16 protein-coding genes, 1 tRNA gene and 1 pseudogene are annotated in these 25,819 nt (G+C 71.7%); 9 read left to right on the top strand and 9 right to left on the bottom strand.

Annotated elements, in window-relative coordinates; translation table 11 throughout:
• Positions 1-66: 66 nt before the first annotated feature.
• Positions 67-4,605 (bottom strand): MobF family relaxase, encoded by a 4,539-nt coding sequence (gene mobF / locus AC6EXY_RS17310; protein ID WP_499818722.1) that lies wholly within the window; start codon positions 4,603-4,605, stop codon positions 67-69.
• 634 nt (positions 4,606-5,239) lie between these two features.
• Between mobF and AC6EXY_RS17305 the strand changes: the two genes are divergently transcribed.
• The gene (locus AC6EXY_RS17305) at positions 5,240-5,977 is read left to right on the top strand and encodes a DUF2786 domain-containing protein (protein WP_499818723.1); all 738 of its coding nucleotides are present in this window, start codon (positions 5,240-5,242) and stop codon (positions 5,975-5,977) included.
• A gap of 374 nt (positions 5,978-6,351) precedes the next feature.
• On the opposite strand, the gene AC6EXY_RS17300 is transcribed toward AC6EXY_RS17305, so the two are convergent.
• Positions 6,352-6,591 (bottom strand): hypothetical protein, encoded by a 240-nt coding sequence (locus tag AC6EXY_RS17300; protein ID WP_499818724.1) that lies wholly within the window; start codon positions 6,589-6,591, stop codon positions 6,352-6,354.
• A 126-nt stretch (positions 6,592-6,717) separates the two neighbouring features.
• Between AC6EXY_RS17300 and AC6EXY_RS17295 the strand changes: the two genes are divergently transcribed.
• Together AC6EXY_RS17295 and AC6EXY_RS17290 are read left to right on the top strand one after the other, a co-directional pair.
• Positions 6,718-6,939: a helix-turn-helix transcriptional regulator gene (locus AC6EXY_RS17295; protein ID WP_499818725.1), complete on the top strand. Its 222-nt coding sequence runs from the start codon at positions 6,718-6,720 to the stop codon at positions 6,937-6,939.
• Between the two features lie 855 nt (positions 6,940-7,794).
• Positions 7,795-8,697 (top strand): annotated as a pseudogene (locus AC6EXY_RS17290) (recombinase family protein); the annotation flags it as partial.
• A gap of 742 nt (positions 8,698-9,439) precedes the next feature.
• On the opposite strand, the gene AC6EXY_RS17285 reads toward AC6EXY_RS17290, so the two are convergent.
• The 4 genes from AC6EXY_RS17285 to AC6EXY_RS17270 form a co-directional block, all read right to left on the bottom strand.
• Positions 9,440-9,524 (bottom strand) — tRNA-Leu (locus AC6EXY_RS17285).
• A gap of 150 nt (positions 9,525-9,674) precedes the next feature.
• Positions 9,675-10,757 (bottom strand): ABC transporter ATP-binding protein, encoded by a 1,083-nt coding sequence (locus AC6EXY_RS17280; RefSeq protein ID WP_101831557.1) that lies wholly within the window; start codon positions 10,755-10,757, stop codon positions 9,675-9,677.
• Complete coding sequence (locus AC6EXY_RS17275) at positions 10,754-12,253, bottom strand: ABC transporter permease (protein WP_499818726.1); 1,500 nt, start codon at positions 12,251-12,253, stop codon at positions 10,754-10,756. The genes AC6EXY_RS17280 and AC6EXY_RS17275 overlap by 4 nt, the downstream gene beginning before the upstream one ends.
• Before the next feature lie 119 nt (positions 12,254-12,372).
• The gene (locus AC6EXY_RS17270; RefSeq protein WP_101831558.1) at positions 12,373-13,389 is read right to left on the bottom strand and encodes an iron ABC transporter substrate-binding protein; all 1,017 of its coding nucleotides are present in this window, start codon (positions 13,387-13,389) and stop codon (positions 12,373-12,375) included.
• 207 nt (positions 13,390-13,596) lie between these two features.
• Between AC6EXY_RS17270 and AC6EXY_RS17265 the strand changes: the two genes are divergently transcribed.
• A complete protein-coding gene (locus tag AC6EXY_RS17265) occupies positions 13,597-16,236 on the top strand; it encodes an AMP-binding protein (protein WP_207770270.1) in 2,640 nt (879 codons plus the stop codon).
• On the opposite strand, the gene AC6EXY_RS17260 is transcribed toward AC6EXY_RS17265, so the two are convergent.
• Positions 16,191-17,348, bottom strand: a complete 1,158-nt coding sequence (locus AC6EXY_RS17260) for an XRE family transcriptional regulator (protein ID WP_499842366.1) — start codon at positions 17,346-17,348, stop codon at positions 16,191-16,193. The two genes, AC6EXY_RS17265 and AC6EXY_RS17260, sit on opposite strands and share 46 nt — an antisense overlap.
• A gap of 386 nt (positions 17,349-17,734) precedes the next feature.
• On the opposite strand from AC6EXY_RS17260, the gene AC6EXY_RS17255 reads away from it, so the two are divergent.
• Both AC6EXY_RS17255 and AC6EXY_RS17250 read left to right on the top strand, forming a co-directional pair.
• Entirely contained in the window at positions 17,735-18,265 is a 531-nt protein-coding gene (locus AC6EXY_RS17255) for a hypothetical protein (RefSeq protein ID WP_499842365.1), read from the top strand.
• A 228-nt stretch (positions 18,266-18,493) separates the two neighbouring features.
• Positions 18,494-19,663 carry a YihY/virulence factor BrkB family protein gene (locus AC6EXY_RS17250; RefSeq protein WP_101831594.1) on the top strand — a complete coding sequence of 390 codons (1,170 nt, stop codon included), beginning with the start codon at positions 18,494-18,496 and terminating at the stop codon, positions 19,661-19,663.
• An 84-nt stretch (positions 19,664-19,747) separates the two neighbouring features.
• Here AC6EXY_RS17250 and AC6EXY_RS17245 read toward each other — a convergent pair whose 3' ends face one another.
• Positions 19,748-20,161 (bottom strand): hypothetical protein, encoded by a 414-nt coding sequence (locus AC6EXY_RS17245; RefSeq protein WP_101831562.1) that lies wholly within the window; start codon positions 20,159-20,161, stop codon positions 19,748-19,750.
• Between the two features lie 18 nt (positions 20,162-20,179).
• Positions 20,180-21,529, bottom strand: a complete 1,350-nt coding sequence (locus tag AC6EXY_RS17240; protein ID WP_243407451.1) for a DUF4331 domain-containing protein — start codon at positions 21,527-21,529, stop codon at positions 20,180-20,182.
• A gap of 405 nt (positions 21,530-21,934) precedes the next feature.
• Between AC6EXY_RS17240 and AC6EXY_RS17235 the strand changes: the two genes are divergently transcribed.
• The 3 genes from AC6EXY_RS17235 (at position 21,935) to AC6EXY_RS17225 (ending at position 25,691) form a co-directional block, all read left to right on the top strand.
• A complete protein-coding gene (locus AC6EXY_RS17235; protein ID WP_243407452.1) occupies positions 21,935-23,347 on the top strand; it encodes a tetratricopeptide repeat protein in 1,413 nt (470 codons plus the stop codon).
• On the top strand, positions 23,344-25,110 hold the full coding sequence (locus tag AC6EXY_RS17230; RefSeq protein WP_499818958.1) for a nickel/cobalt transporter: 1,767 nt from the start codon (positions 23,344-23,346) through the stop codon (positions 25,108-25,110). Before AC6EXY_RS17235 ends, AC6EXY_RS17230 begins: the two co-directional genes overlap by 4 nt.
• A gap of 200 nt (positions 25,111-25,310) precedes the next feature.
• A complete protein-coding gene (locus tag AC6EXY_RS17225; RefSeq protein WP_499842364.1) occupies positions 25,311-25,691 on the top strand; it encodes an RNA polymerase sigma factor in 381 nt (126 codons plus the stop codon).
• Positions 25,692-25,819: the final 128 nt, after the last annotated feature.

The following is a 25,819-nucleotide window of genomic DNA, read 5'->3' as shown; positions in this document are numbered from 1 at the left end:
GAGGCCCGCGTGTCCGCCTAGGCATGCATCGCGCGATGCAATCCTCTTCGGCGACGCTGCTCGCCCTCAGAGGTCAAACGTGGGGGCATATGCCCTGCTCAGGGCCCGAATCTGATCGTAGCCAGCGGCTGCGGTGGGGTCCGTGGGCCGGCCGCCGACCGCGCGCCGCAGAGGGTTGGTTTCCTCCGCGGCACTGGCCGGCGTGCCGTAGGGCAGGCCAAGTTCACAATGGCGGAAGCGCTCGACGATCTCGGCCCTGTTGTCCCACCCAGCGGCGCCGGATTCGGCGGAGGAACGGTCGCCGAGGACTCCTGTCAGGTATTCGGTGGGTTCGATGGCGGCCCGGAAGATCGCGCGGGCGATCTGCTGCTCCAGGGCTGCCTCGATCAGCGCGAGCGCATCCTGCGCTCCGGCTGCCGGCCCGGTGTTGTCGGACGGATCGACGTCGCCGAGCGGCGCCGGCGTCGCACTGGCTGCCGCCGCCGTTCGCAGAAGGCGGCGGCGCTCGGCGGCGAGCTGGGCGGTGGGTCGCCGGGCCAGGTGGTGGATCTCGCAGGTGCGGAGGACGTCGACGAGTTCCTGCCAGTCCTCGTGGGCGGGTCGCGGCGGTGGGAGGAGATAGTCGGTGGGGCTCAGCCCCTCCTGCTCGCAGAAGTCGGTGACCCGGTGGTCCAGCACGGCGGCGCCGGTGCGCACTGTCGTCTGTTCGTGGCTGGTGAGGGCGGCCAGGAGCGTGTCGGGGTGGTGGCCGTGGTCGAGGAGGGCATGGATGCCGGCGATCGCGCGCGCTCGAGGTACCCGTTCGGCCTGACCATGCATACGGGCGCGAGACCGGTGGCGAGGCAGTCCGTCGGACCAGGCGCGTGCGATGCGCACCGCCTGGTCATGCTGCAGCATCCACTGCGTTCGCAGGGTTCCGGCCGGCTCAGGCCCGGACGGCGGCGGTCCGGGGTCGTCTGCGGGGCCGGCCTGCTGGTGTCGGGCGTGGTAGACGGCGAGGCCACCCACGGCCCGGTCCCACAGGATGCGTTCGCCGCCGTCATCGGGTCGCGGTCCGAGGCGAGCGACCAGGGCGGCGGGTGGGTTGGCGACGGCAGCCGCGGCGAGGGCGGCCTCGGCGGCGAGTTCGGCGCGGCGGGCCACTGGGGGCGCTACGGGGTCAGCGCCGAGGGCCGCGTCGGCGCGTTCGGGCGCGGTGCGGCGCGGATTCGGCGCCGTCGGCGCGGGCATGTCGTTGGTTCGCGCCGCGCCGCTGTGGTGCCCGCCGGCCGGGGCGCCGTCGCTGGGCGAGTGAGGTCGGGTGGCGCGGTGCGCGTCGGGCGAGGTGGGCGCGGGGAGTCGGGCGAGGTCGGCCAGGGTGTGGGAGCGGCGCAGCCGGTGGGCCGCATGGGCGAGTGGGTCGAACTCGCGCGCCAGGCGCTTGGTGCGGGACTGGGCGAGGTGTTCCCCGAGGCGTTCCAGGGGGCCGGTCGGGTCGCGCAGCACGGGTAGCCAGTCTTCTTCGTCGAGGTCGGCTTCGAGGTCGGGGCGGCGGATGACGTAGGCCGCGAGGTCGGTTCGGGCGCGGGAGAGCATGACGTAGAGGCCGGCGCGGCTGGTGTCGTCGGGTGCGACGGCGCGTGCGGTGGGCATCGAGGATCCCTCGGCTTTCGCGGCGGTGATCGCGTAGGCGTAGCCGAGGCCGCCGTCGCGGCCGTCGGTGAAGCGGTGGGTGAGGTACGTCCACGGCACCCGCACGCGGCCTTTGCCTGGGAAGTGCGCGGTGAGGGCTTGTCGGTCGGGGTGGTCAGGGTCGGGGTGGACGTCGACGATGCGGCCGACGGTGCCGGTGCGGATGTAGGCGGAGGCGGGCTTGCCGTCGGGGATGAGGGTGTGGCCGGCCTGGGTCAGGGTGATGACCTCGTCGCCGGCCTGGAACTCCCGGCCGGCAACGGTCAGGACCGGGCCGGTCAGGGAGCCGTCAGCGGCGAGCCGGGCGCGGGCGGCGCGGGCGAGGAGATCGACGTCGCGGGTCCGCTCTGCCATCATGTGCAGCGGTGCGGGTCGGGGCCGCGCCGGTCCCCCCGAGCGGCGTCGTCCCCGGTCCCCCGCCTGCCCTTCGCTGACGCCCGCCCCTCCGGCGCTTGCCGTGTCGCGGGGTGCAGTGGCCGTGTCGTGCAGAGCGGCGCGTTCGGCATGCCAGTCGTTGACGACCTGGTCGAGGAGGGCCTCGCGGGAGTCGAACAGGCGGATGCGACCGGCGGCGGCCAGCATCTCGAGCGCCTTGCGCGCCGACGCGCCGGTGTCGGCGCGAAGGGCGCCGAGCGCGGCGCGGACCGGCGCGAGCGCCGCGCCGGCCTGACGGTGCAGCGCGCCGAGCGCCGGCACGTCCGGGGTGACGGTGACGAGGTGCGCGTACCAGCCGCCGGCACCCACCGAGCCGAGCTGGGCGGGGTCGCCGAGCAGGATCACGACCGTCCCGGTCTGGGTGGCGTAGCGCAGCAGGCGCGCGGCGTCGCGGGTGGAGACCTGGGTGGCCTCGTCGACGATGAGCACGCTGCCGGCCGTCCACACCTGGCTCGGGTTGTCGGTGTGGTCGAGCAGCGTGAGCCAGCCGGACACGACCCGTCCGGGGACGGCGATCCGGTCGGTGAGTTCCTCGGTCTGCCGGCCCCCGTGCGCGGTCGCGAACACCGTGCCGCCCGATGCCTGCACGATCCGGGTGAGCAGACGCATCGCCTCGGTCTTACCGGAGCCCGCCGGTCCGACGACCGGCCGCACCAGATCCCCCGAGCTGAGCAGTCGCCGCACAAGCGTGACCTGCTCCGCCGCCAGCAACGGCCCGGTAGACGCGCCTTCGGGCCGTGCGGCCTCGCCTGGGCTCCCTGCTGCCGCGGAGCCGCCCGATGGCAGTGGCTGGCAGGCGTCGGCAAGGTGTGCCTCGAGCGTCGCCTGATCGACAAGAATCCGGGGCGGCGCACCGGCGTCGACCCGTCCCTGCCGGCACAGGGCCAGGACCGTGTCCTCGGCCTCCAGGAGTTCCTGCGTCGTGTACACCGGCGCGGGTGCCCTGCGTGCCCGGGACGTGTCGTGCCCAAGCAGGACAACGCGTCTGTCCGCGAGCACCTGGTCGGCGAGCTGCTCGATCTGCTCGGCCGGCAGGCGGTCCACGGCCCAGGACGCGACCTGCCGCACGACCGCCTGCCGATCAAATGTCGCGTTGTGCTCGGTCAGCCCGGTCGGGCCGGTCAGCGTCTCGCACAGTTCGGCCACGTCGTCGCTGCTGACCGAGGACGGGCGATCCGGGGCGGCTGTGGCGAGACTGCGAATCCCTTCCGGCGTCCACCCCGCGGCCGTCAGCCGCTCAAGCTGGATGCGGCGAACCTGTGCGTCGGCGAGAACTTTCTTCGCCGCCCGGGAACCGCGCTGCGCGGCCGCGGCCGTCACTCCGCCCGGGGTCATCCCCTCCGCGACAAGTTGGGCGTACTCGGCCTGAACCTCGCCGTGCCGCGTGGAGAACGCGGCCAGGAGCTCCTGCGGGAACGCGGCAAGCTCGGCGACTCCGTTGCGCACCGGCCCCCAGCGCAGGCCCCGCCGTCGGGTCAGCTCGTGGCGTAGCGCCGCCGCGCCCACATAGCCGGCCGTCTTCACGTGGGCGAGGAACTCCTCACCGTCCAACGCCCGCCAGTCCACCATGGGCCGGCCCTCGCCATCGACTGCCGGCCGGCCGTGCTCGTCAATGTCGGGAACGGCGATCGCGTTGACCACGATGGAGTGCACATGAAGATGCGCCTCGTCGCTGCGCGACACCTCATGCAGATAGGACGCCACCGCCAACCCGAGGCCGGGACGATTCCGCCCATTGATCGTGCCGACCGCCGCGTGACGTTCGAGATAGCCGAGCATCGCGTCCACGCCTACGTCCATTGCCGCGGCCACATCCCGGCGGATCTCCTCGTCGCCGAAGGCCCGCAGCAGCGAGATCGCCTTGGGCGCCGAGGCCGTCACGTCGTATCCCAGCACCACCGCCGGAGGCACCCTCTCAGCACGGAACCGATCCACCTCCGCCGCGCTCACCACCCACCGCCCGGTACCCGCCTCTTTAATCGCCGCCAGGTGAGGACCCCGGCTCGTGACGGCCTCACCAGAAGCGGAACCCTCCGGCCAGCCCGCGCCGAACCCATCCGCATCCGCCGAACTCCTGTCTGTGGTGCGGACGGCCAACTGGCGCAGATAGGCCGCGCTCACACCAATGCGCCGCGCGGCCTCTTCCAAGGTCAACAATTCATTTCCTGCCCCGACCCGGGGCCCGCGATCTCCCGCTGACAGCGCGCGCCCCGCGGAGCCCGAGGCCGCCAGCAACGGCCGTTCGGTCACCGCATGCTCGCCGCGCAGCAACCGCTCCAGCTCAACCCCTGACACCGGCCGCCCCGCAGCCAGCCCCACCAGCTCTGCCGCCGACCCCCGCGCACGCCCGGGCGCCAGCCCCTCGCCGTAGTACCGGCGCAACGGAGACATCTCCCGTGGCTGCCCACCCTCCACATAGGCACTCACCGCCCGCGCAGCCCGGGCAAGATCCGACCCACTGCGCGCCCGAAGTGTCAGCACCTTCACCGTAGCGATCATGAAAAGTGCCCCCGGCAGTGAGCTCGCGGCTGCCGACGGCAAACAGTCGCGCCGAAGACCAACGCCCGCGCGCACGGCAGATCAGGGAACCACCGTGGCCGCAGTGAGCACTGGCGATGACCTCCGCGGACACCTCCGACGCGACATCCCGGCCGTCACGCGCACGCCAGCACACGGCAGCACGGTCCCGCGCCGCAGACCGGGCGCCACCCACCGCACACCCGAGATCGACACCGCCCACGCCAGACGCCCACCACAGACATCGACACCAGCAGACAGGCGAACAGGCGGAACCGTCGGACCACCGTCAACCAGACAGGAACCAGGCACGACGCGCCGGCCTACAGGTAAAGATTCCGATCAAGAAGGGCGGGTCTCATGGCGTCGCGCGGCGACACCCAGGAACACACCAAGAATTCGTACCGCATTTCTACAACAAAAAGAATCCAGAAGGAGGGAGATAGGGAGCTCGAGGAAATACAGCGAGTGGACCTAAGCGCACACCAATACAGAGAGCACGATCTCTAAGGAAACGGCCAGGACAGTTGGAAGATCCCACCCAATTTCACGTCGCGCGAGATAGAATTAGAGTGCGGTCCGGGAATCGTGAACCATTACCCGACGGGGATGGACAATGCAATCTGACGTCGCGCTCGACAAGATCCGCAAGTTGCTGGCGATGGCCGAGGCCGAAGGGATCACGGACGAGGCCCGCGAAAGCTACAACCAGAAGGCGACGGAGCTCATCGCCCGCTACGGCATCGACCAGGCGCGCCTCGACGCCAGCAAGAAGCGCCCCACGTCGGCCGGCGACGTACTCATCACCATCGACGCACCGTACGCCCTGGACAAGCTCGGAATCATGTGCGCCGTCGCCTTCCCCCTCGGCTGCCGGATCGTGTCGAGAAAGAGCACCACACCCGGACGCCCCGGCCAGGAAGCCCACCTGTTCGGAATGGCCGCCGACCTCGACCGCACCCAGATCCTCTTCACCTCCCTGCTCGTCCAGGCCACGTTCGGTCTCGCCGCCACCCCCCTGCCCACCGGCGAGGACCCCCGCGCCTTCCGCCGAAGCTGGCTCGCGGGCTTCGCCAACGCCGTCAGCCGGCGCCTCACCGCCGCCGAGAGAGCGGCGAAGGCACGCGCCGCCCAGGAGGACAGCACCACCACCGGCCCCTCCACCGCGCTCGTCCTCGCCGACCGCGCCGCCCTCGTGGAACGTCGCGTCGCCGACGCCTACCCCAGGCTTCGCAGCGCGCGAACCCGCCAGCTCTCCGGCTCCGGACGCCGCGAGGGCTACCGCGCCGGCGAACGCGCCGACCTCGGCGGCACCCGCCTGACCACCACCCGCCGCCCCGTCCTCGGCAGCTAACTCCCAAACGCACACCCGAAGGGCCGGCCCACTCCCACCGGGAGGCGCCGGCCCTTCGCTATGCCACGGCGTCTGAAGCGCCACCTGAAGCCCCTCCGCAGGCCGCCGGCGAAGGCGGCCCGTGGCGAGCTGGGCGCAACCAGCCGAGACGCAGTCGGCCGCACCCGTCACCAAGAGCGAACTACACCCCGAGAAAAGCACGACACCCGGCGTCACCAACCTCCGTCGGCACATATGGAGCTTGCACTACGCGCAAGCTCCCAGGAACCACGACTGGCCGTTGAGAACGGCCTGCCGTGCGCCCGCGTGACGCGAGCACGGCAGGCCTCTCACCGAGCTGCGCGCTCCCACGGAAGATCAAGCGCCGAGGAGCATCAGTTCTTCGGGGGCGGCTCCCGGAAGACGAGGGTCACCTCGACGTCACCGAAGTGTTCGGTGAAGCGAGCGTCCACCGGCAGCGTGGCCAGCGCCGCGGACACCTGCGCCACCGTCGCGTCGGGATCAACCGTCAGCCCGTGATCTACCACTGGCGCGTGGACGATCGTCGCCACGCGAACAGGCTGCGACGAGAGAAGCGGACCACCGATCGGATCAGGGATCGGGTCGAAATTCATGATCTACGGCCTCCTGGTAACCAGGGCCCGCCGCCAACCTTCGCGACCGGCGGGACCGTCAGTGACGCACACCATCCGGCGCAGTCGTCAATTGACAACCATCCCCCTTCACCCCCAGGTTGTCAATTGACAACTCTCTATGATCACCTCGTGGCACCGCCGGTGATGGGAACCCGCGAAGTCGCCGACCGCCTCGGCGTCTCCCGCCAGTACGTCCTCCGGCTGCTACGAGACGACCCCGCCTTCCCCCGACCGATAGCCGAGCTGTCCGCCGGCCTCATCTGGAACACCAGCGACATCGAGGCCTACGCCGCCACTCGCAGAAAAGATCGTGGCGCCCCCTCTTGATCACACTGTGAATCGAACCCGGGTGCATGCCGGGCCCGGCCCGCGCCTCGACCAGACGGTCAGGCACGCGGCACTTGGCCCTTCCACAAGAGACATCGCCATCGCATCCGCCAGCCTCGGAACCCGAAGCGGTTCGCCGTCTCTCGGTACCTTCCGAACCCAAAACCGACATAACCGGGCAGAATCACTGCCATCTTGCGGACGCGCCGGGAACAGGCGTCCGAAATATGCTGCTCGGGCAGGGCAGCGTCGGGCGTCCGCGCCCGACGAGGGTCACAACGTCCTGGGCGACGCCGCCGCGAGTAGCCCTCAGGAGCAGCGCCGGACGCCAGACTGCCGCACATCCTGCAATGAAATCTCGAGGAGCAGCTGGGCAAGCTGGGCGTGGACGACACGGACCAGGACGACTTGCAATGCGATGCGTGCATCAGCCTGGCCGCTGCCGCGATGACTTCCGTGAGGTCCTTGGCGGTGTCCTTGCCTCCGATCTTGTCGCCCATGACGGAGACAAGGCCACCAGCAAGGTCTGCGGCAGCGCTACCCGATTCCGGCGCGCCAGGGTCCGCGACGGGGGAGCGGAGTCGAACGGAGTGTGGGAACAGCGACGGGTCTCCCAGAAGCGCCGGCCATTCGCTGGGTTCGGCGAATGGCGTCTCGGTAGGGGAGGCAGTCCGGTTGATCCCACCGGAGACCCCGCCCGTCATTACGCCGGACGTCGCGCGGCTGCTGCTGCGTATCCTGTACGCAGCACGGGCCAGTCGCCGCTCCTCCGAGACCCGTCGGGCACGGGGTGGGCCGCCCCGCGGCGCATCGACCTGATCGGTCTGCGTCCGACCACCCCGAAAGGCAGAGCCCATGATCCGGTTTGCCTTCTACGGCCGAGTGTCCACCGAGGACCAGCAGGACCCGGAAGCGTCGCGCAGCTGGCAGCTCGGGCGGGCCCGCGCCCTCACCGACGGCCACGGGCAGGTCGCCACCGAATACTTCGACGTAGGCCAGTCCCGTTCCCTGCCCTGGAAGCGTCGCCCAGAGGCCGCGCGTCTGCTTCAGGACCTCCCGCATTCCGACCGTGGATTCGACGCGGTGGTCATCGGCGAGCCGCACCGGGCGTTCTACGGCAACCAGTACGGCCTGACCATGCCCGTCTTCGAGCACTACGGAGTCACCCTGTGGGTTCCAGAAGTCGGCGGGCCCATCGACCCCGCCTCCGAGGCCCACGATCTGATCATGTCCGTGTTCGGGGGCATGTCCAAGGGCGAACGAAACCGAATCAAGATTCGGGTGCGGTCCGCGATGCAGTCCCAGGCCAAGGTCGAAGGCCGCTATCTCGGTGGACGGCCTCCCTACGGCTACCGTCTCGCCGACGCCGGTCCCCATCCCAACCCGGCAAAGGCCGCCGACGGCAAGCGTCTCCACGTCCTGGAGAAGGACCCGGTCACGGCACCCGTCGTGGAGCGGATCTTCCGCTGGTACCTGGGCGGCATGGGGTTCTTTCTGATCGCCCAGACACTGACCGACGAGGACATCCCCTCGCCATCGGCCTACGACCGGGCCCGTAACCGGCACCGCACCGGCATCGCCTGGTCGAAGGGCGCGGTGCAGGCCATCCTCGCGAACCCGCGCTACACCGGCTACCAGGTCTGGAACAAGCAGCACAAGGCCGAGGTCCTTCTCGACGTTGACGACGTCGCTCTCGGCTACGAGACCAAGCTGAAGTGGAACGAACGGGAGCAGTGGGTCTGGTCCGACCGGCCCGCCCACCCCGCCATCATCGACAGGGCGACCTTCACCGCAGTCCAGGAACGCCGCGCCCGCCGAGGGCCCAGCTCCGACCGGCCGAAGGTCCGTGCCGCGCACCCCTACGCCCTGCGCAGCCTGCTGGTTCACCATCAGTGCGGCCGACGGATGCAGGGCACCTGGAACCATGGGCACGCCCACTACCGTTGCCGCTACCCGCAGGAATACGCGATCGCCAACCTGATCGACCATCCGCTGGCGGTCTACCTCCGTGAGGACGCGATCCTCCCCGACCTCGACGCCTGGCTGGCCAGCGCCTTCGACCCGCAGCGGCTCACGGCCACCCTGGACGCGCTCGTAGCCCAACAGCCCGAGGAGACGACCGCCCTGACCGACCCGATCCGCCGGACGATCGCCGCCTGCGACCGCAGGCTCGCCCAACACCGTGCCGCCCTCGAAGCCGGCGCCGACCCCATCCTCGTGACCGGGTGGATCAACGAGACCCAGGCCGAACGCGCCACGGCCGTGGCCGCCCTCGCACGGGCCGGAGCCCGCACGAAGACCACACCGCCTCGCCTCACCCGTCAGGAGATCAAGAACATCGTCGAAGGCCTCGGAGAGATCATCGACGTCATCCGCGCGGCAGAGGCAGCCGACAAAGCGGAGATCTATGGCCAACTCGGGCTGCGTCTAAGCTACGACCACGAGACCCATGTGGTCTCGGCTGAGGTCTCACCGAGGTCATCGGTGGGCCTACTGGCTGTGTCCGAGGGGGGACTTGAACCCCCACGCCCGATAAAGGGCACTAGCACCTCAAGCTAGCGCGTCTGCCATTCCGCCACCCGGACAGGTGGTAGCGGGGTGTCTCACCCGCGTACGACTGCGATGTTACACGGTCGGACAGGGTGCTTGTCGCTACCCTCGACCACCGGCAGATCAAGAGCAACCGTGTGTCCCGTGGGGGCCTGGCAGCAGGCGTGGACGACCACGTCGAACGGTTACTGGTGGCGGACCAGCGCTTCGCCCGGAGGGCGGGACCCGCGGGTGTCCGGGGTGGGGTAGGCGAGGACGTCACTGGTGACGGTGACCCGGACCTCGCTGCCGGGTTCGGGTAGCTCCGTGCCGCTGAGGCGGGCGGTGATCGGGAGCCCGTCGGGGTGCAGGGTCAGTCGCACCGCGGCGTCGTGGCCGTAGTAGCTGATCTCCCGTACGGTCGCTGTGGGCCCGTCGCCGTCGTGGCGCAGGCGGAGCTGCTCGGGGCGGACGAGGACCTCGGCCGGGCCGGTGACGCTGGGCGTGCGAACGACGAGGGTGCCCAGTGCGCACCTCGCCTTGCCGTCGATGACGTCGGCGGGCAGCAGGACGGCCTCGCCGAGGAAGCGCGCGATCCCGGCATCACGTGGCTGCCGGTAGACGGTGGCAGGCCGGTCGATCTGGACCAGGCGCCCGTCGCGCATGATGGCGACCTGGTCGGCCATGGACAGCGCTTCGGCCTGGTCGTGGGTGACCAGGACCGCCGTGGCCCCGGCGGCGCGCAGCGCGGCGGCGACGGCGCGGCGGGTGTCGTCCCGTCGGCGGGCGTCGAGCGCGCTGAACGGTTCGTCGAGCAGCACGAGGTCGGGTTCCGGTGCCAGTGCTCGGGCCAGGGCGACCCGCTGCTGCTGGCCGCCGGACAGCTCGTGCGGGTTGCGGCCGGCGATCTCCCGGTCGAGCCCGACGAGGTCGAGCAGCTCCCGTAGCCGGTGCCCGGACCGCCGCTCGCGCCGGGAAAGACCGAACGCGATGTTGGCGGCCACGCTCTGGTGCGGGAACAGGGCGCCTTCCTGGGGCACGTAGCCGATCCGCCTGCGCTGCGGCGGCACCGAGCGCCCGCCGGCGAACACGGTCTGCTCGCCGAGGGTGATGGTGCCGGTGTCGGGGTCGGCGAACCCGGCGATCAGCCGCAGCAGGGTGGTCTTGCCACAGCCGGAGGGGCCGAGGATCGCGGTGAGGCCACGGGCGGGGGCGTCCAGGTCGACCCCGTGGAGCACCCGGGTCGTCCCGAACGACTTCGTGACGCCCTGCACGGTCAGTGCTGTCATCCGGAGGACGCCCTCCTCATGTCACGGGTCAGAAGGTAGGTGGCCGGTGTCGACAGCAGCACCATCACGGCGGCATAGGGCGCGGCCTCGCCGTAGGCGAGACCGTCGCTGCTGGCCCAGAACCGGGTAGCCAGGGTCTGGGTACCGGTCGGGGCGAGCAGCAGCGTCGCGGTCAGTTCGGTCACGACCGCGATGAACACCAGCGCCGCCCCCACGCCGAGTCCGGGCGCGGTCAGCGGGATCGTGACCCGGCGCAGGCCGGCCATCGCGGACAGGCCAAGGCTTCGCGCGACGTCGTCGAGCACTGGGGGCGCCTGGGCGAGCGCGGCCCGCACACCCACCACGGCGCGCGGCAGGAACAGGATCGCGTAGGCCGCCGTCAGCAGCGGAACCGTCTGGTACAGCGCTGGGACGACGCGGATGCTGATCGTCACCAGCGCCAGCGCCACCACGATTCCTGGCAGCGCGTTGCCGAAGTAGGTGCTGCGCTCGATGAGGGTGGCCAGCCGACCGGGGCGGCGCACGTCCAGCCAGGCCACCGGCAGCGCCAGCGCCACGGTCACCAGGGCGGCGGTGGCTCCGAGCCCGAGCGAGGTCGCCGCGGCCACCCCGAGCGGGCCGAAGGCCACGTGGCTGGTCGTGCCCTTGGCCAGCCAGTAGACGAGGCTGCCCAGCGGTACTCCGAGCGACAGCGCGGCCAGCAGCGCCAGCCCCGCCACGGCGGGCAGCGTCAGGGCGCCCAGCCGCACGCGGGGAGCGGGCCGGGCGGCGCCGGAGCCGACCCGCGCGTAGCGGGCGCGGCGGCGCAGCCGCAGCTCGGCGAGCAGGAGCAGCAGGCAGCAGGCCAGCAGCACAGCGGAGAGCATGTTGGCCGCGGGGCCGTTGAACGAGGACTGGTACTGCTCGTAGATCGCGACGGTGAAGGTCGGGAACCGCAGCATCTGCAGCGCGCCGAACTCGGCCAGCAGGTGCAGCCCCACGAGCAGGCAGCCACCCGCCAGTGCGGGGCGCAGCTGCGGCAGCACGACCCCCCAGAACACCCGCAGCGGACCGCGGCCCAGAGTGAAGGCACTTTCCTCCAGCGCGGGGTCGAGCCCGCGCAGGGCAGCCCCCACCGGCAGGTACACCAGCGGGAAGTACGACAGTGTCACGATCAGCAGCGCCCCGCCGTAGCCGCTCGCCCCCGGCAGCAGCGACACCCAGCCGTAGCTGTTGACAAAGGCGGGGATCGCCAGCGGGGCCACCAGCAGCACCCGCCACAGGCCCCGCCACGGCACCGTCGTGCGTTCCACCAGCCACGCCGTCGCTGTCCCGAGCACGGCGCAGGCCAGCACGCATCCGGCGATCAGGCGGCTGGTGTTCCACAGCAGCTCCGCGGTGCGGGGCCGCAGCACCAGCTGCCGGATCTCGGCCCAGCTCGAGGTCGCCACATAACTGGCGACGAACCCCAGCGGCAGCAGCACCAACAGCGCGACCAGGACCCCCAGTACGGGCACGGCTGACGGAATGCGCCCGTGGGCGAGGGCCAGCGCGCGCGGCAGGTCCTGGGCGACCTGCGGCGTGGCCGGATGTGCGTCAGTGGCCGGTTGAGCGTCGGTGGCCGGAACCGAGCTGGTCAGAGCAGCCCCGCCTTCTGCATCAGCGTGACCACCTCGGGCCCGTTGAGCTTGGCCGGGTCCACCTCGGGCGGATCGAGCACACTGATCGGCCTGAGCACCGAGTTGGTCACACTGGGCAGGAGTGGGTACTCCATCGCCTTGCTGGCGGCGAGCACCTTCTGGCCGGCCTCGCTGGTCAGGTACGCCAGGAACTGCTGGGCCTGCGGCTGCTTCTTGCTGGAGGCCAGCACGCCCGCGCCCGAGGTGCTCAGGAACGCGCCCGGGTCCTGGTTGCCGAAGAACCTGAGCTCGGCGTTGCCGCTGGAGACGCCCCCCGCGGCGCGGTCCTTGTACCAGTAGTAGTGGTAGCTCACCCCGGCGGCGACCTCGCCGGAGTTGACGGCCTTGAGAATGGCGATGTTGTTGGAGTAGGCCTTGGCGTTCGCCTTGAGCCCGTCCAGCCACTGCCGCGTGGCCGTCTCGCCCCTGAGCGCGAGCACGGCGCTCACGATCGCCTGGAAGTCCGCTCCGGAGGGAGCGATGCCGACCCGGCCCCGCCACTGCGGCTGGGCGAGATCCATGATCGACACGGGGAGCTGCCCGGGGGCCAGCGCCTTGGTGTTGTAGACCAGCACGGTCGAGCGCGCGGCGAAGCCGACCCAGTTGTGGCTCGACGGCACGAACTTGCTCGGCACCTGGGCAACCGTCGCGGTGTCGACCCGGGCGAGCAGGCCCCTGCTGTCCGCCAGCCCCATCGCGGGCGAGTTCTCGGTCATGATCACGTCGGCCGGCGAGGCTTTGCCTTCCTGCACGATCTGGTTGGCCAGCTCCGCGTCGGCGCCGGGCCTGACGTTGACCTTGATCCCGGTCTGTTGCGTGAACCCGTCTGCCATCGCGCTGAGTAGCTCTCCGTGCGGAGCCCCATAGACGGTGAGCGCATTGCCGTCGGCTCCGGACCCGCCTCCGCAGGCAGCGAGCGCCGCACCCAGGGTCACGCTGAGTAGCACGGGCAGGGCCCGCCTCGACCGACGCATACGCTCCCTCTCCCTCGATTGTTAGCTCAGGTATACCTTAACCGGCATCACCGTGAAATGATCTCTAAAGCGGCATCTGACCTGCGCGTTCTGTGCCCTTCGCCACAGATCTACCGTTGATGTTCGGTTAGGTTAACCTACCCAATCGTTTCCCCTGGTTCCAGTGCCGACAGCTACCGGTAGATGCAGGTAGGAGTACTAAATCCGGTGTCGACGCCGCTCCTGTCACCCGCCGGACCCGCCGATGTCGAGGGCGCGGGCCGTGGAGTGCCGTTCGTGCGGGCGATCGCCCGGTACGGCAACCGGCCGGCGCTGGTCGACCCGGATGGATCTACGCTGAGTTACATCGAGCTCGCGGGGAGGGTCGGCGAGGTCGCCGAGCGGATCGGCCCCATCCGCCGGCTGGTGCTCGTCACCGGAAGTAACACCGTCGACGCCGTCGTCGCCTATCTGGCGGCCCTGCACGGTGGCCACCCCGTCCTGCTCGCCACCGACCACCAGCATCACGAGGCCCTCGTCGCACGCTACGACCCCGATGTCGTGGCCGGAGACGGGTCGGCCGTGGACGAGCGGCGCGCGGGGACGGCGCACCGGCTGCATCCCGACCTCGCGTTGCTGCTGTCCACCTCCGGCTCGACCGGCTCGGCGAAGCTGGTACGCCTCTCGCACGACAACGTGCAGGCGAACGCCACCGCGATCGGCGACTACCTGGACATCCGGAACACTGACCGCGCGGTGCTGTCGCTGCCCATCCACTACTGCTACGGCCTGTCGGTGCTCAACAGCAACCTGGCACGCGGCGCCGCCGTGCTGCTGACCGACCGATCGGTCGTCGAACCCGAGTTCTGGGCGATGTTCCGCGAGCACGGCGGCACCAGCCTGCACGGCGTCCCGTACACCTTCGACCTGCTCGACCGGGTCGGGTTCGGCCGGATGAGCCTGCCCAGCCTGCGGTACGTCACCCAGGCGGGTGGCCGACTCGCACCGGAACAGGTCGGCCGCTACGCCCGGCTGGCCGAGCGCGGCGGCTGGCGGTTCTTCGTCATGTACGGCCAGACCGAGGCCACCGCGCGCATGGCCTACCTGCCGCCCGAGCTGGCCCTGACCCACCCCACGACCATCGGCGTGCCGATCCCCGGTGGCGCGTTCGAGATCCGGCCCACCGGCGACGCCCCCGACGCCGGCGAACTGGTCTACCGCGGACCCAATGTCATGCTCGGCTATGCCGAACGCCCCGCCGACCTCGCCCTCGGGCGCACCGTCGACGTGCTCGCCACCGGCGACCTCGGCCGGCGACGCCCGGACGGGAGCTACGAGGTCACCGGGCGAGCGAACCGATTCTGCAAACTGTTCGGCCACCGCGTCGACCTCGACCATGTCGAGTGCCTCCTGCGCGAGCACGGCCACGACGCCGCGTGTACCGGCACCGAGGACACCCTCGTGGTCGCCGTGACCGGCCACGACGCCCGCTCCGCCCGGAACCTGCTGGCCACGCACCTGCCCGTGCCGCGGCGGCACATCCTCGTCCAGCCGGTGACCGAACTCCCCCGGCTCGGCAACGGCAAGATCGACTACCCCGCGCTGGCGCGGCTACCCGGGGCGCGGCGTGAGGGACCCTCGGCCGGGTCGGTGCGCCAGGTGTTCGCCACCGCCTTCCCCGGCGCCCCCATCACCGGCGACGACACGTTCGTCGACCTGGGCGGGGACTCCCTGTCATACGTGGCGGTGTCACTGGACCTGGAACGGCTCATCGGCCGCGTCCCGCCGAGCTGGCCCACGACCCCGGTGCGCGACCTCGAAGCGCTCCGGCCGCGGCACCGGCGCCTGCCACGCGTGGAGACCACGATCGTGCTCCGCGCGGTCGCGATCACGCTCGTGGCCGCCAACCACATCGGGGCCTTCCATCTGCTTGGCGGCGCCCACCTGATGCTGGCCGTCTCCGGCTGGACCTTCGCCCGCTTCGCCCTCGCTCCGGCCGGTCCGGCGGCGCGCCGCATCCTGCGCGGCGCGGCCCGGATCGCGATCCCCGCCATGCTCTGGATCGGGTACCGCGTCCTGGTCAGCGACGACGTCGGGTGGGACAACCTCCTGCTCGTCAACAGCTACCTGCACCGGTCCCCGGCCGCCGGCTACTGGTACATCGAGGTTCTTGTCCAGATCCTGCTCGTGCTGGGCGCAGCCGCCGCGATCCCGGCCGTGCGGCGGTTCGAGCGCCGCCGACCCTTCGCCGCCGCCGCCGTGGTGCTGGCCCTCGCCCTGGCCGCGAACCAGTTCGCCCAGGACCGCGACGACTTCCCCGAGCAGTTCTACACCGCGCACGGCGCGGCCTGGTTGTTCGTACTCGGCTGGCTCGCTCACCGCGCCGTGACCCGCACCCGCAGACTCGCCGTGCTCGCCCTGGTGCTGCTGCTGGTCCCCGGATACTTCACCAACCTGACTCGCGACACCATCGTCACCGCCGGCCTGCTCGCCATCGTCCTGCTTCCGACGATCGCCCTGCCGCGGCCCGCTGCCCGCGTGGCCGGGCTGCTCGCCAGCGCATCGCTCGCGATCTACCTGACCCACTACGCGATCTACCCGGCGCTCCTGCCGCACCTGCCCCCGCCCGTCGTGCTCCTCGTCTGCCTCGCCGCCGGAACCGGCGCCTGGGCCGCCGGCCCGGCCCTGCTCACGCAGATACGGCCGCGGGGCGCGACCGCCCGGCCGCGGTGGCCGTCACGGGACACGGCGAACCGGTACCGGCTGCCGCGATCGCCGATGTCGTCACCAGCGGAACCGGAAGGCACGGCCCAGCCGGTGGATCACCTGAACGGCGATGACACGTGGGCCGACGGGACGTCGAAGTAGCCGATCATGTCGGCTCCGCGGATGGCCAGGTCCCTGTCGGTGAAACCGTCAAGTCGTTCGGCGTCGCGCGCCAGCAGCGACGCCGCACCCCTGTCGACCAGCATCACGTAGATGCGAGTCGTGATTCCGGGATAGCCCGGGTAACCCACGATGCCGCGCGGTCCGCGAAAGCAGAGCTCGTCGGAGACGGTGAACACGTCCCCGGGGTAATAGCGGCCGTTACCCGGGTTGTGCCGGGGCGTCGAATCAGTCGTGGCCGGATCGGCCCAGCCGGCGCCGACGAGCTCCTTGCCGACCGGTACCGGCGTCGAAAGCCGGCCGCCCACCTCCAGCGCCGGATTCCAGGAGGCTTGGTACGTGTAGGAGGCCTCGATGACCCGGACGCCGTACTGGGTTGCGCCGCGCTGGTCGACGACGGTAGCCGCCGTCCGCAGTGGCAGGTTGAAGCAGCCGTGCGGGCCGGCCGCGGCCCGCGCGGCCGGCACCGCGGCCGGCGGCACGGTGCCGCCGCCGAACAGCAGCGCACCCAGACCGACACCGGCGCCGATCCCCACCCCCACAAGGCCGATCGCCGCCCCGAACAACGTCCTGACCGACACCGCCCGCCGCTGTCCGCCGGGCCGTTCCCCGTCTCGTTGCGGCCGGCCCTCGCGAGGTCGCGCCGGGACGGCTTCGGACGGGTAGGTCACGGACGGCCCGGTCACGGACGGGTCGGTCCCGGACAGGTCGGTCCCGGACGGGTCGGTCCCGGACGGGTCGGTCCCGGACGGGCCGGTCCCGGACGGGCCGGCTTCGGGCTCCTGCCCCACGGGCTCCTGCCCCAGGCCGGCCGTGCGCTGCAGCCGGTACCAGGCGGCCAGCCAGGCCGCGCTGCGGGCCGGGTCGAAGGCCTCGACGATCCGGGTCACCGAATGCTCGGTGAGCCGACGGCGCCGATTTCGCAGGTCGTTGATAGTGGTCTTGGACAGGCCGGTCCGTGACTCGACCGACCGGTCGTTGGACCTCCCCCACAGGCCGGTGATCGCTTCGTGCAGATCCTGGTAGCTGGATACCCCGTCCGGGCCCTGTGGCGGCGACTCGGCCATGTGCGACGTTTCCCCCGTGCGCGACATCGCTTCCGTTCGTTGGTGGTCTGCGGCTTTCACGTGAGCCGATTTCATGCGCAAGATTGTCCGTTTGATCCATTTTTATCCACTCGGACAGGTCTGCGTTCCCGCCGATCCGACTGTCCCGGGCGGACAGGACAGGACAACCGGTACCTATTGTGCCGCCGGACGCCGGCTGGGGGCACCGACATCCGGCTACGTTTTCCCCGGCCCGGTCGATCGGGGGCGGCCGGGCCGCCCTGATCGCCGTCTCGGTCACGCCGGGCGCCGAACGTCGAGGACGAGTGCGGCGCGGGGAGACGTCACGGCGACCGGCCAGATCTCTCACCTTCTCTTCATGCTTCGGGGGAGCAATGATTCGCATGCCTGCTCGACCGAGTTCGGCGCCCGTCGTGGGCCGTCTGACTCGGGGCACCGTCGCGTTGGTGGCGCTGCTCGCGGCTCTGGTGACAGTGGCCACCACCACGCCGGCCGATGCCGCGACCCGGTCCTGTTCAGGCCTTTCGGGGGATGGCTCCTACTCGCACCCCTACCGGCTCGGTACCGTCCGGGGCAGCATCGTCATCCGTCGGTGCCCACCGCTGACCTCAGGCGCCGGATACAACACGGCCTACTTCTCCTTCGCGCTGTCCTCGACGGCGCGGCCGACCTCCTATATCGGCGCCCGCTTCACGCTGGGACGCAATACCCGGTCCGCGGTGAATCCCCGCCTGCTGCGAGGCGCTCTGACCGTGATTCCCTCCAGCGCGGCGGAGTGGACCGGCTCCGGCCCGAACTACACCGGCCGTTACCTGTACCTAGCCCCGCTCGCCAGCGGCGGCAACCTGCGGGCCGGCGGGTACACGCTGGCCGTGGGGAAACTCGACAGCCCGCTGCGGTCGACCTCCACGCCTTCCTACGACCTGGTCCTCAAGATCCGCTGACCTGTCCGAGAGCCGATCCCACCCGACCAGAACGGCGTCGCGCCAACCATCGGCGCGGCGCCGTCTCTCGATGAGCCGCGAGATCGGGCAGGAACGCCTGCCTCAGGTGACCTCACGCCTGCCGACGGTCTCCGCCCATCGTCGAACTGGGCCCGGCCGGTCCAGGCTGTTCAGGGATCTTGGCGGTCGATGCGGTTTCGCCTGGGACGGCACGGTAAAAGAATGGTCATGGCTGCGAGCTGGCGACGTCGTCGACGCGAGAGGAAGCGGGCGGCGGCGAGCGCCGAGCCGCAGGATCTCACCCTCCATACGGCACCGCCGGCGCCCGCAGTCCTGGCCGCCCCCGGCAAGGGGCCGGCCGGGCGGCCGGCAGCGGCGTCCGGTGAAGGCACCGTCACCGGGGTATCGGCCGAGCTCGAGCGGCAGCCGCAGCTGCGGCCGCGGTCGTGGTTCGCGGTGCTGCGCCGCACGATCGGCGAGTTCCGCGGCGACGAGCTGCCCGACCGCGCGGCCGCGCTGACCTACTACGGCGTGCTCGCGGTCTTCCCCGCGCTCCTGGTGCTGGTCTCGACGCTCGGGTTCATCAGCCAGTCGGCGGCCGACACCATCCTCACCAACGTGCAGCAGCTCGCGCCGGGTTCGGCCCGCGACATCCTGCGCGACTCCGTCACGGGCATCCGCGCCAGCCCCGGTACCGGCAGCGTCCTCGCCGCGGTTGGTCTCGTCGGTGCGCTGTGGTCGTCGTCGAGCTACATCGCCGCGTTCATCCGGGCGGCGAACGTGGTCTACGACGTACCCGAGGGCCGTCCGGCCTGGAAGGTCGTGCCGTTGCGGCTGGCCGTCACGGTGCTGCTGGTGATCCTGCTCGCGGCCTGCACCGGCATCGTCGTCATCTCCGGCGGCCTCGCCGACCGGGTCGGCGACGTGCTCGGGCTCGACGTGCACTCGCTGCACGCCTGGTCGTACGTGAAATGGCCGATCCTCGCCGTGCTCGCGTCGATGGTCATCGCGTTGCTGTACTGGTCGACGCCGAACGTGCGGGGGCCGGGGTTCCGGTGGCTGACGCCGGGCAGCGCCCTCGCCGTGACGCTCTGGCTCGCCGCGTCCGCCGGCTTCGCGGTGTACGTGGCGAACTTCGGCTCGTACAACAAGACCTACGGGACGCTCGCCGGCGTCATCATCTTCCTGGTCTGGCTGTGGCTGTCGAACCTGTCAATCCTGCTCGGCCTGGAGCTGGACGCCGAGATCACCCGCGAGCGGGCCCTGCTGCGCGGCGTGCCGGCACACACCGAGCTGTACGCCCAGCCCCGCGACACCCGCACCTGGCGCCGCCGACGCACCCCCGGCGCCGGACAGTCCCACCAGCCAGGGCAGGCGCTCTCCCGCGAGACGCCGTGAACCGGCCGCGCTCGCGCATCGCCGCGGGCCGGTTCCCCGGATGACGGGCGGGGAACCGGCGGGCTGACGGCGGGGCGGGGGCCCTCAGGTGCAGCGGTCGACCAGGTGCCGGGTGCTTGTCGTCACCTCCGTGAGCAGGGCGGGCTGATAGGTGCCGGCGTCGCTGCGCAGCCGCAGGAAGCCGACGGCGGTGGTCACCCTCTCAAGGTCGGCGACGTACTCGCCGGCCGTGTCGAGCTGGCTGTACAGCTTCTCCTGGGACGGGACGAGCGCGCGGGAGAGCGTCGCGATCCCGTTCGGGCCGCTGTGGTCGGCCTGGGCGAGACGCAGCGTCTCGATCAGGTCGGGGGCCAGCTGCCGGCAGATGCCGGCGGTGAACGACGCCGCCTGGGGCAGCGGCGGCGCGGGCGGCGGGCCGTTGTCCGCGCAGCCCGCCGCCGCGGTGGCGAGGACGGCGATCAGGACAGCGGCCACGCCGGCGCGCGGAAATCGATTCATGGTGTCACCGCTCGTCGGTCAGTTCGATCCGGAGGTGGGCAGGCCGACGTAGGGGAACCAGCCCCGGAAACGCACGTCGGTTCCGTTCACCCCGTCGCCGAGTCCGGCGACGGCGGCCGGCGGGTTGGGCAGCAGGGCGCCTTCGACGGCCTGCAGGGAGATGTCGAGGACATCGTCGCCGAGGCGGCGTCCGTTCGGGTAACCGGCCTTGTCACCGCCGAGGACGCCGAGGCGGTTGGGTGCCGCGGTCGGTGGGATGGACATGTTCAGCCGCAGCTGCTCGGACGGCGCGATTCTCGCCCGGTCGGCGTCGGCGTTGAGGGTGTGTGCGTTCAGGTCGACGCCGACGTTGTCCTTGCTCACCCCGGTCAGGAACACCGCGGTCAGATCTCTGCGCGGGGCCGCCGGCGCGGGAATCCTGTAGATGGCCTGGATCAGCTTCGGCAGTTCGGGGTCGGTGACGAACTTCAGGAACTGCGCGTCGGTGCTCGGCGTGGAGGCGTTGAAGCGGTCCTTCTGGCCCACGGGTACGACGACCTCGTTGACGAGCGGGGAACCGAGCCGGGACACCTGCGACCAGCCGCCGAACGACATCCGCTGGCCGGAGCCGCCCGTCGGGCCGAGCAGCGCGGCGCCGCGGCGCTGGGTGCTGCTCCACACGCCGATCACCGGATTGCGCTTCTCGTCGCGGCGCAGGGCGAGCTCCGACCTGGGTACCTGCAGCACGATCGAGTTCACGTTGAATCCGGCGAGGGTGTCCTTGCCGACCTCGGACAGGTTGGCGCCGTAGAGCAGGTCGAACACCCGCAGGTCAACGAAGAACGGGTCGTCGGCCTGCCCGGCGAACGTCTTCGCGCCACCAGGCAGGGTGCGCAGCGTGGAGGTGCGCAGCGCGAGATAGTCCGGCATGGACGCGTTGCCGACGAACGACGGCGCCACCGGCACCTTGTCGGCGAGGGTGGTCGTCTTCCCGCCGGCGATCCGCTCGAGCCGGTAGGTCTGGCGGAAGTTCAGGTCGGGGTCGTTGAACGAGGTCACCTGCCCGGTGTTGTACAGGAACGTGTTCGGGTTGCGGTAGCTGCTGGTGAACGTCCAGCGGAAGGTGATGTCGGGCTTGGCGTCGCCGTCGTTGTCGACGTGGATGTCGTACTGGGCGTCGGTGGCGAACGGGTAGAAGTTCGGCCCGCCGGCCGGCTTCTGGAAGGGCGACCAGTTGGCGACGAGCGTCACGGACTTCGGGTCGTCCGGGCTGACGAAGGCGTAGGTGTCGGTGTTGTCGACCGTCGGGTCGGCGCTGATCAGTGGTGCCTCCCGGTGGCTGGACGCCTCGGCGGCGGTGGGCACGGCGGCGAGCGTGGCGGCCGTCATGCCCACGACCAGCGCGCCCGCGCCGACGATCCGGCGATGACGGCTGCGGCACCGGCGCGGCAGCCAGGCCCGAGGCGGACGGTCTCTGACGGCGCCTGGAGCGGGGCCAGCGCCGGCAGTGGGGCCAACGCCGGCAGTGGGGCCGGCCCCGGGCGTCAGTTCTCTCATGGTTCTCCCTGGAGTGGGGACCGGCCCTCGGGCGCGGTCTCGGTGATCGCCGATGGTTCGGCGCCGCGGGCGACCCGGATGTGTCGGATACCCGACACCCTTCGGCGCGGCCGGCGGTGATCCGTGCGCCGCCGCGGGCCGAACAACCGATGCCTGGCTGTCGGCCTGGCCGGTGGCCTGGCCGGTGACAGGCGGACATGGACGCGGACACGGGAGGACGGCCTTGGGATGGCGGTCATGACAGGGCTGCGGAGCACCAGGGCGCGCCGGATGCTGACGTTCGCCGTCCTGGCGGCGGTGCTCGGCCTGACGGGCAGCGCCGTGACGGTCAGCCGGCCGGAGGTCCGACTGGCCGCCACGTCCGCCGATGCCGGTCACGTGCCAGCGGCGATGACCGGACCCGCGGCTGGCCGCACGAGCAGCTCGGCGGCGCGCCTCCGTCCGGCTGAGCTGACGGACCAGACTGACCCGGCGGGTGCGTCCGTCGCGGGTCTGCAGGACCGGCTTGGACGGGTACCGCGGGACTGGACGAGCTGGGCCGCGCTCGGCCTGGCCTACGTCGAGCAGGCCCGGCTGCGCGGCGATCCGACCTCCTATCCGCGCGCGGACGGCGCGTTCGCCCGTTCGCTGGCGCTGCGGGCGGACAACGATCCCGCGCTCGCGGGACGGGCGGCGCTCGCCGCGGCGCGCCACGACTTCCCCGCCGCGCTGCGCGACGCGGACCATGCCCTGGCCGCCAACCCGTACAACGCGACCGCGCACGGCATCCGCTTCGACGCCCTCGTCGAACTCGGGCGCTATCCCGAGGCCTGGCAGGCCGCGCAGGCCGCGGTCGATCTCCGTCCCGATGTGGGATCCCTGGTCAGGGCCGCGTACGCGGAGGAGCTGCGCGGACAGACCGACGAGGCGGCCAGCCTGCTGCGCCGTGTCCTCGCCGACGCCACCTCCCCCGCCGACATCACGTTCGCCTCCTTCCACCTGGGGGAACTGGCTCGCCAGCGCGGCGACCTCGACGGCGCGGCCGTCGCCTACGCGACGGGACTCGCCCACGACCCGTCGTCGGTGCAGCTGCTGGTGGGACGCGCCCGGCTGGCCGCCGCCCGCGGGCAGACCACCGCCGCCCTGGCGGACTACGGCGTCGCCGCGACCCGCAGTCCCCAGCCGTGGATCGTCGCCGAGTACGGCGAACTGCTCGAGGCGTCGGGCCGGCCCGACGAAGCGAGACGGCAGTACGACCTGGTGCGCACCACGGCGGCACTGTTTCGCGCCCAGGGCGTCGAGGTGGACGTCGACCTGGCGCTGTTCGAGTCCGACCACGGTGATCCGGCCGCGGCACTGGCCGCGCTGACGCCCGCGCCGGGCGCCGCACCGCATCGCGCCGGCGTCTTCGTCGACGACGCGCGCGGCTGGGCGCTGCACCGCCTCGGCCGGGACCGTGAGGCGCTGGCGTCCGCGAACGCGGCGCTCGCGCTGGGGCTGCACCGAGCGCTGTTCTCGTATCACCGCGGCGAGATCCGCGCCGCTCTCGGCCAGCCCGCCGGGGCGATCACCGATCTGCGCTCGGCGCTGGCCATGGACCCGCATTTCTCCCCGCGGCACTCCCCGCGGGCGCGCACCCTGCTCGCCTCCCTCGAGGCGGCACGCCGATGAGCCGGGAACCGCGTCCGCGCCGGCGCCTGGGCCGTGCCGGTGTGCTGGCAGTGGCCGTGGCGGTGTTCGTCCTGACCGCCGGCGGGTCCGCGTCGGCGCATCCGCTGGGGAACTTCACCGTCAACACCGCCAGCGTGCTGCGGGTGGGCGTCACACAGATCCGCGTGGACGTGGTCGTCGACGCCGCCGAGATCCCGACCGCCCAGCTGCGCCCGGACGTCGACCGGCTCGGTGCCCAGCGCTGGCAGCGGGCCGAGTGCGCCCGCACCGCCGGTCAGGCTGCCCTGGCCCTCGACGGCCACCGTCTCGCCCTGGCCGTGACCGGCACCTCGGTCACGTTCCCCGCCGGCGCCGGCGGGCTGGCGACGACCCGCCTGGTATGCCGCTACGCCGCCACCACGGCTCCTGCTGCCGGCGGCACGGCGGGGGCGGCACGGACGGTCCGGTACGCGCTGACCGCCTACACCGATCGGATCGGGTGGCGGGAGACGGTCGCCCTCGGGGACGGCGCGACGGTGATCGCCTCGGACGTTCCCGACCGCTCGACGACCGCGCTGCTCACCCGGTATCCCACGGATCCCCTGGCGCGCGGCTCGGACGTCACCCGCGCCAACGTCACCGTGCGCCTCGGCGGCCCGCCGGCCCCGGACCTGATCTCCGGCCCCCCGGCCAGCACCGCCGACACGTCCAGTACAGGGCAGCGCGGGCCGGCTGACGCGACTGCGAGCCGACGGGTGGGCGGCGGATTGTCCGGCTGGTTGGACGGGTTGGTCCGGCGCACCTCACTGTCCCTCGGCGTCGCTCTGCTCGCGCTGCTCGCCGCGGTCGTGCTGGGCACGGCGCACGCCTTCGCCCCCGGGCACGGGAAGACGGTGATGGCGGCCCGGATCGTCGGCGGTTCGGTGACGCGCCGGCAGCTGGCCCTCACCGCCGCGGCGGTGACCCTCACCCACACGTGTGGCGTGCTGGTCCTCGCGCTCGTGCTGTCGGCGTCCAGCGGCTTCGCGCCGGAGCGCGTGTACCCCTGGCTCGGCGTGGCGAGCGGGCTGCTCATGGTCGGCGTCGGCGCGGGCCTGCTGCGCTCACGCCTGGCCCGCGGCTCCCCCGGCCTCGACCTCCCCGGCCACGAGCACCCCCACCGCGACCACGACCACCCCGACGACCACGACCACGACCACGACCACCATCCCGAGCACAGCCATCCCGAGCAAGGCCATCCCGAGCACAGCCATTCCGGCCACGACCATCCAGGCCGGGACAACGGCCACACCCACACCCACGATCACGGCCGTCGCCATGATCACCGCCACGCCCACGAGCACAGCCACACGCGCGGGCACAGCCACACGCGCGGGCGTGGGCGTCGCGAGGGGGTCGCGCACGCTCACGGGGGGCGTTGGCATACGCACCCCGCCGTGACGGAGGCGCCGTCACTGCGTGGGCTGGTCGCCGCCGGGTTCGCCGGTGGGATGGTGCCGACGCCGTCGGCCGTGATCGTGCTGCTCGGGGCGGTGGCGCTGGGGCGGGCGTGGTTCGGGGTGCTGCTGGTCCTGGCCTACGGCACTGGGATGGCGGTGACCCTGGTCGGCGTGGGATTCCTGCTCGATCGCACCATCATCCCGCTGCTGCGCCGGGCGCAGGCCTTGGTCCCCGGGTTCACCGCGAGCCTGCGCTGGGCGCCGGTGGCGAGCGCGGCCGTAATCATCATCGTGGGGGCAGCCGTGGCTCTGCGCGCCGGTGGTCAGGTTCTCCCTCCCCCATGACCCGCGTTGATCGAACGACGGCGGCCCCCTGCGTTACTATCCCGATCGTGCGTGATCCGGCCAAACCGGCAGAAGTCCCGCACCCGGCCGCCTCGGCACGCCCATCACCCGCGTCGCCGCCACCTCCGTCGTCCTCGGGTGGCGAGATCGTCGAGTTGCACGGCCGGCTGGTATCCGGTGATCCTGCGGCGCTCGCTGAGGTGCACGAGCGCTACGCTCCCTACCTGCTCGCCGTCGCCATGCGAGTGACCCGGGACGCCCATGCCACCCGGGATGTGCTGCAGGAGGTCCTGGTCGCCTTCTGGCAGCATCCGTTGCGTTTCGATCCGTGCCGCGGCGAGCTGCGCACCTGGCTCGCGGTGCTCACGCACCGGCGTGCCGTCGACTGGGTGCGCCGGGAGACCGCGCGGCGGCCCACCGAACGGGTCGCCCTGGCCCTCGTCGAACGCGCCGCCGAGGCGCCGGCCGACAGCGAGCTGCTCGCGCGCGAGAACACGGCCGCGGTACGCGCCGCCGTCGCCGCACTCCCCCCGCAGCAGCGTGAGGTGGTGCAGCTGGCGTACTACACGCGACTGACCTAGCCCTGTCTTCCGCACGTTCGTGTGGTGAGACAGCTACGTGGTTGATTGTTCGGATCGGGTCGGGTTGATCGGGATCCGTGGTGGCGGGTCTGGGACTGTTCGTGGCTGTGTCGGTTGTGGCGGGTTAC

Source organism: Frankia sp. RB5 (assembly GCF_059816245.1).
This window is presented reverse-complemented; position numbering and strand designations above follow the sequence as displayed.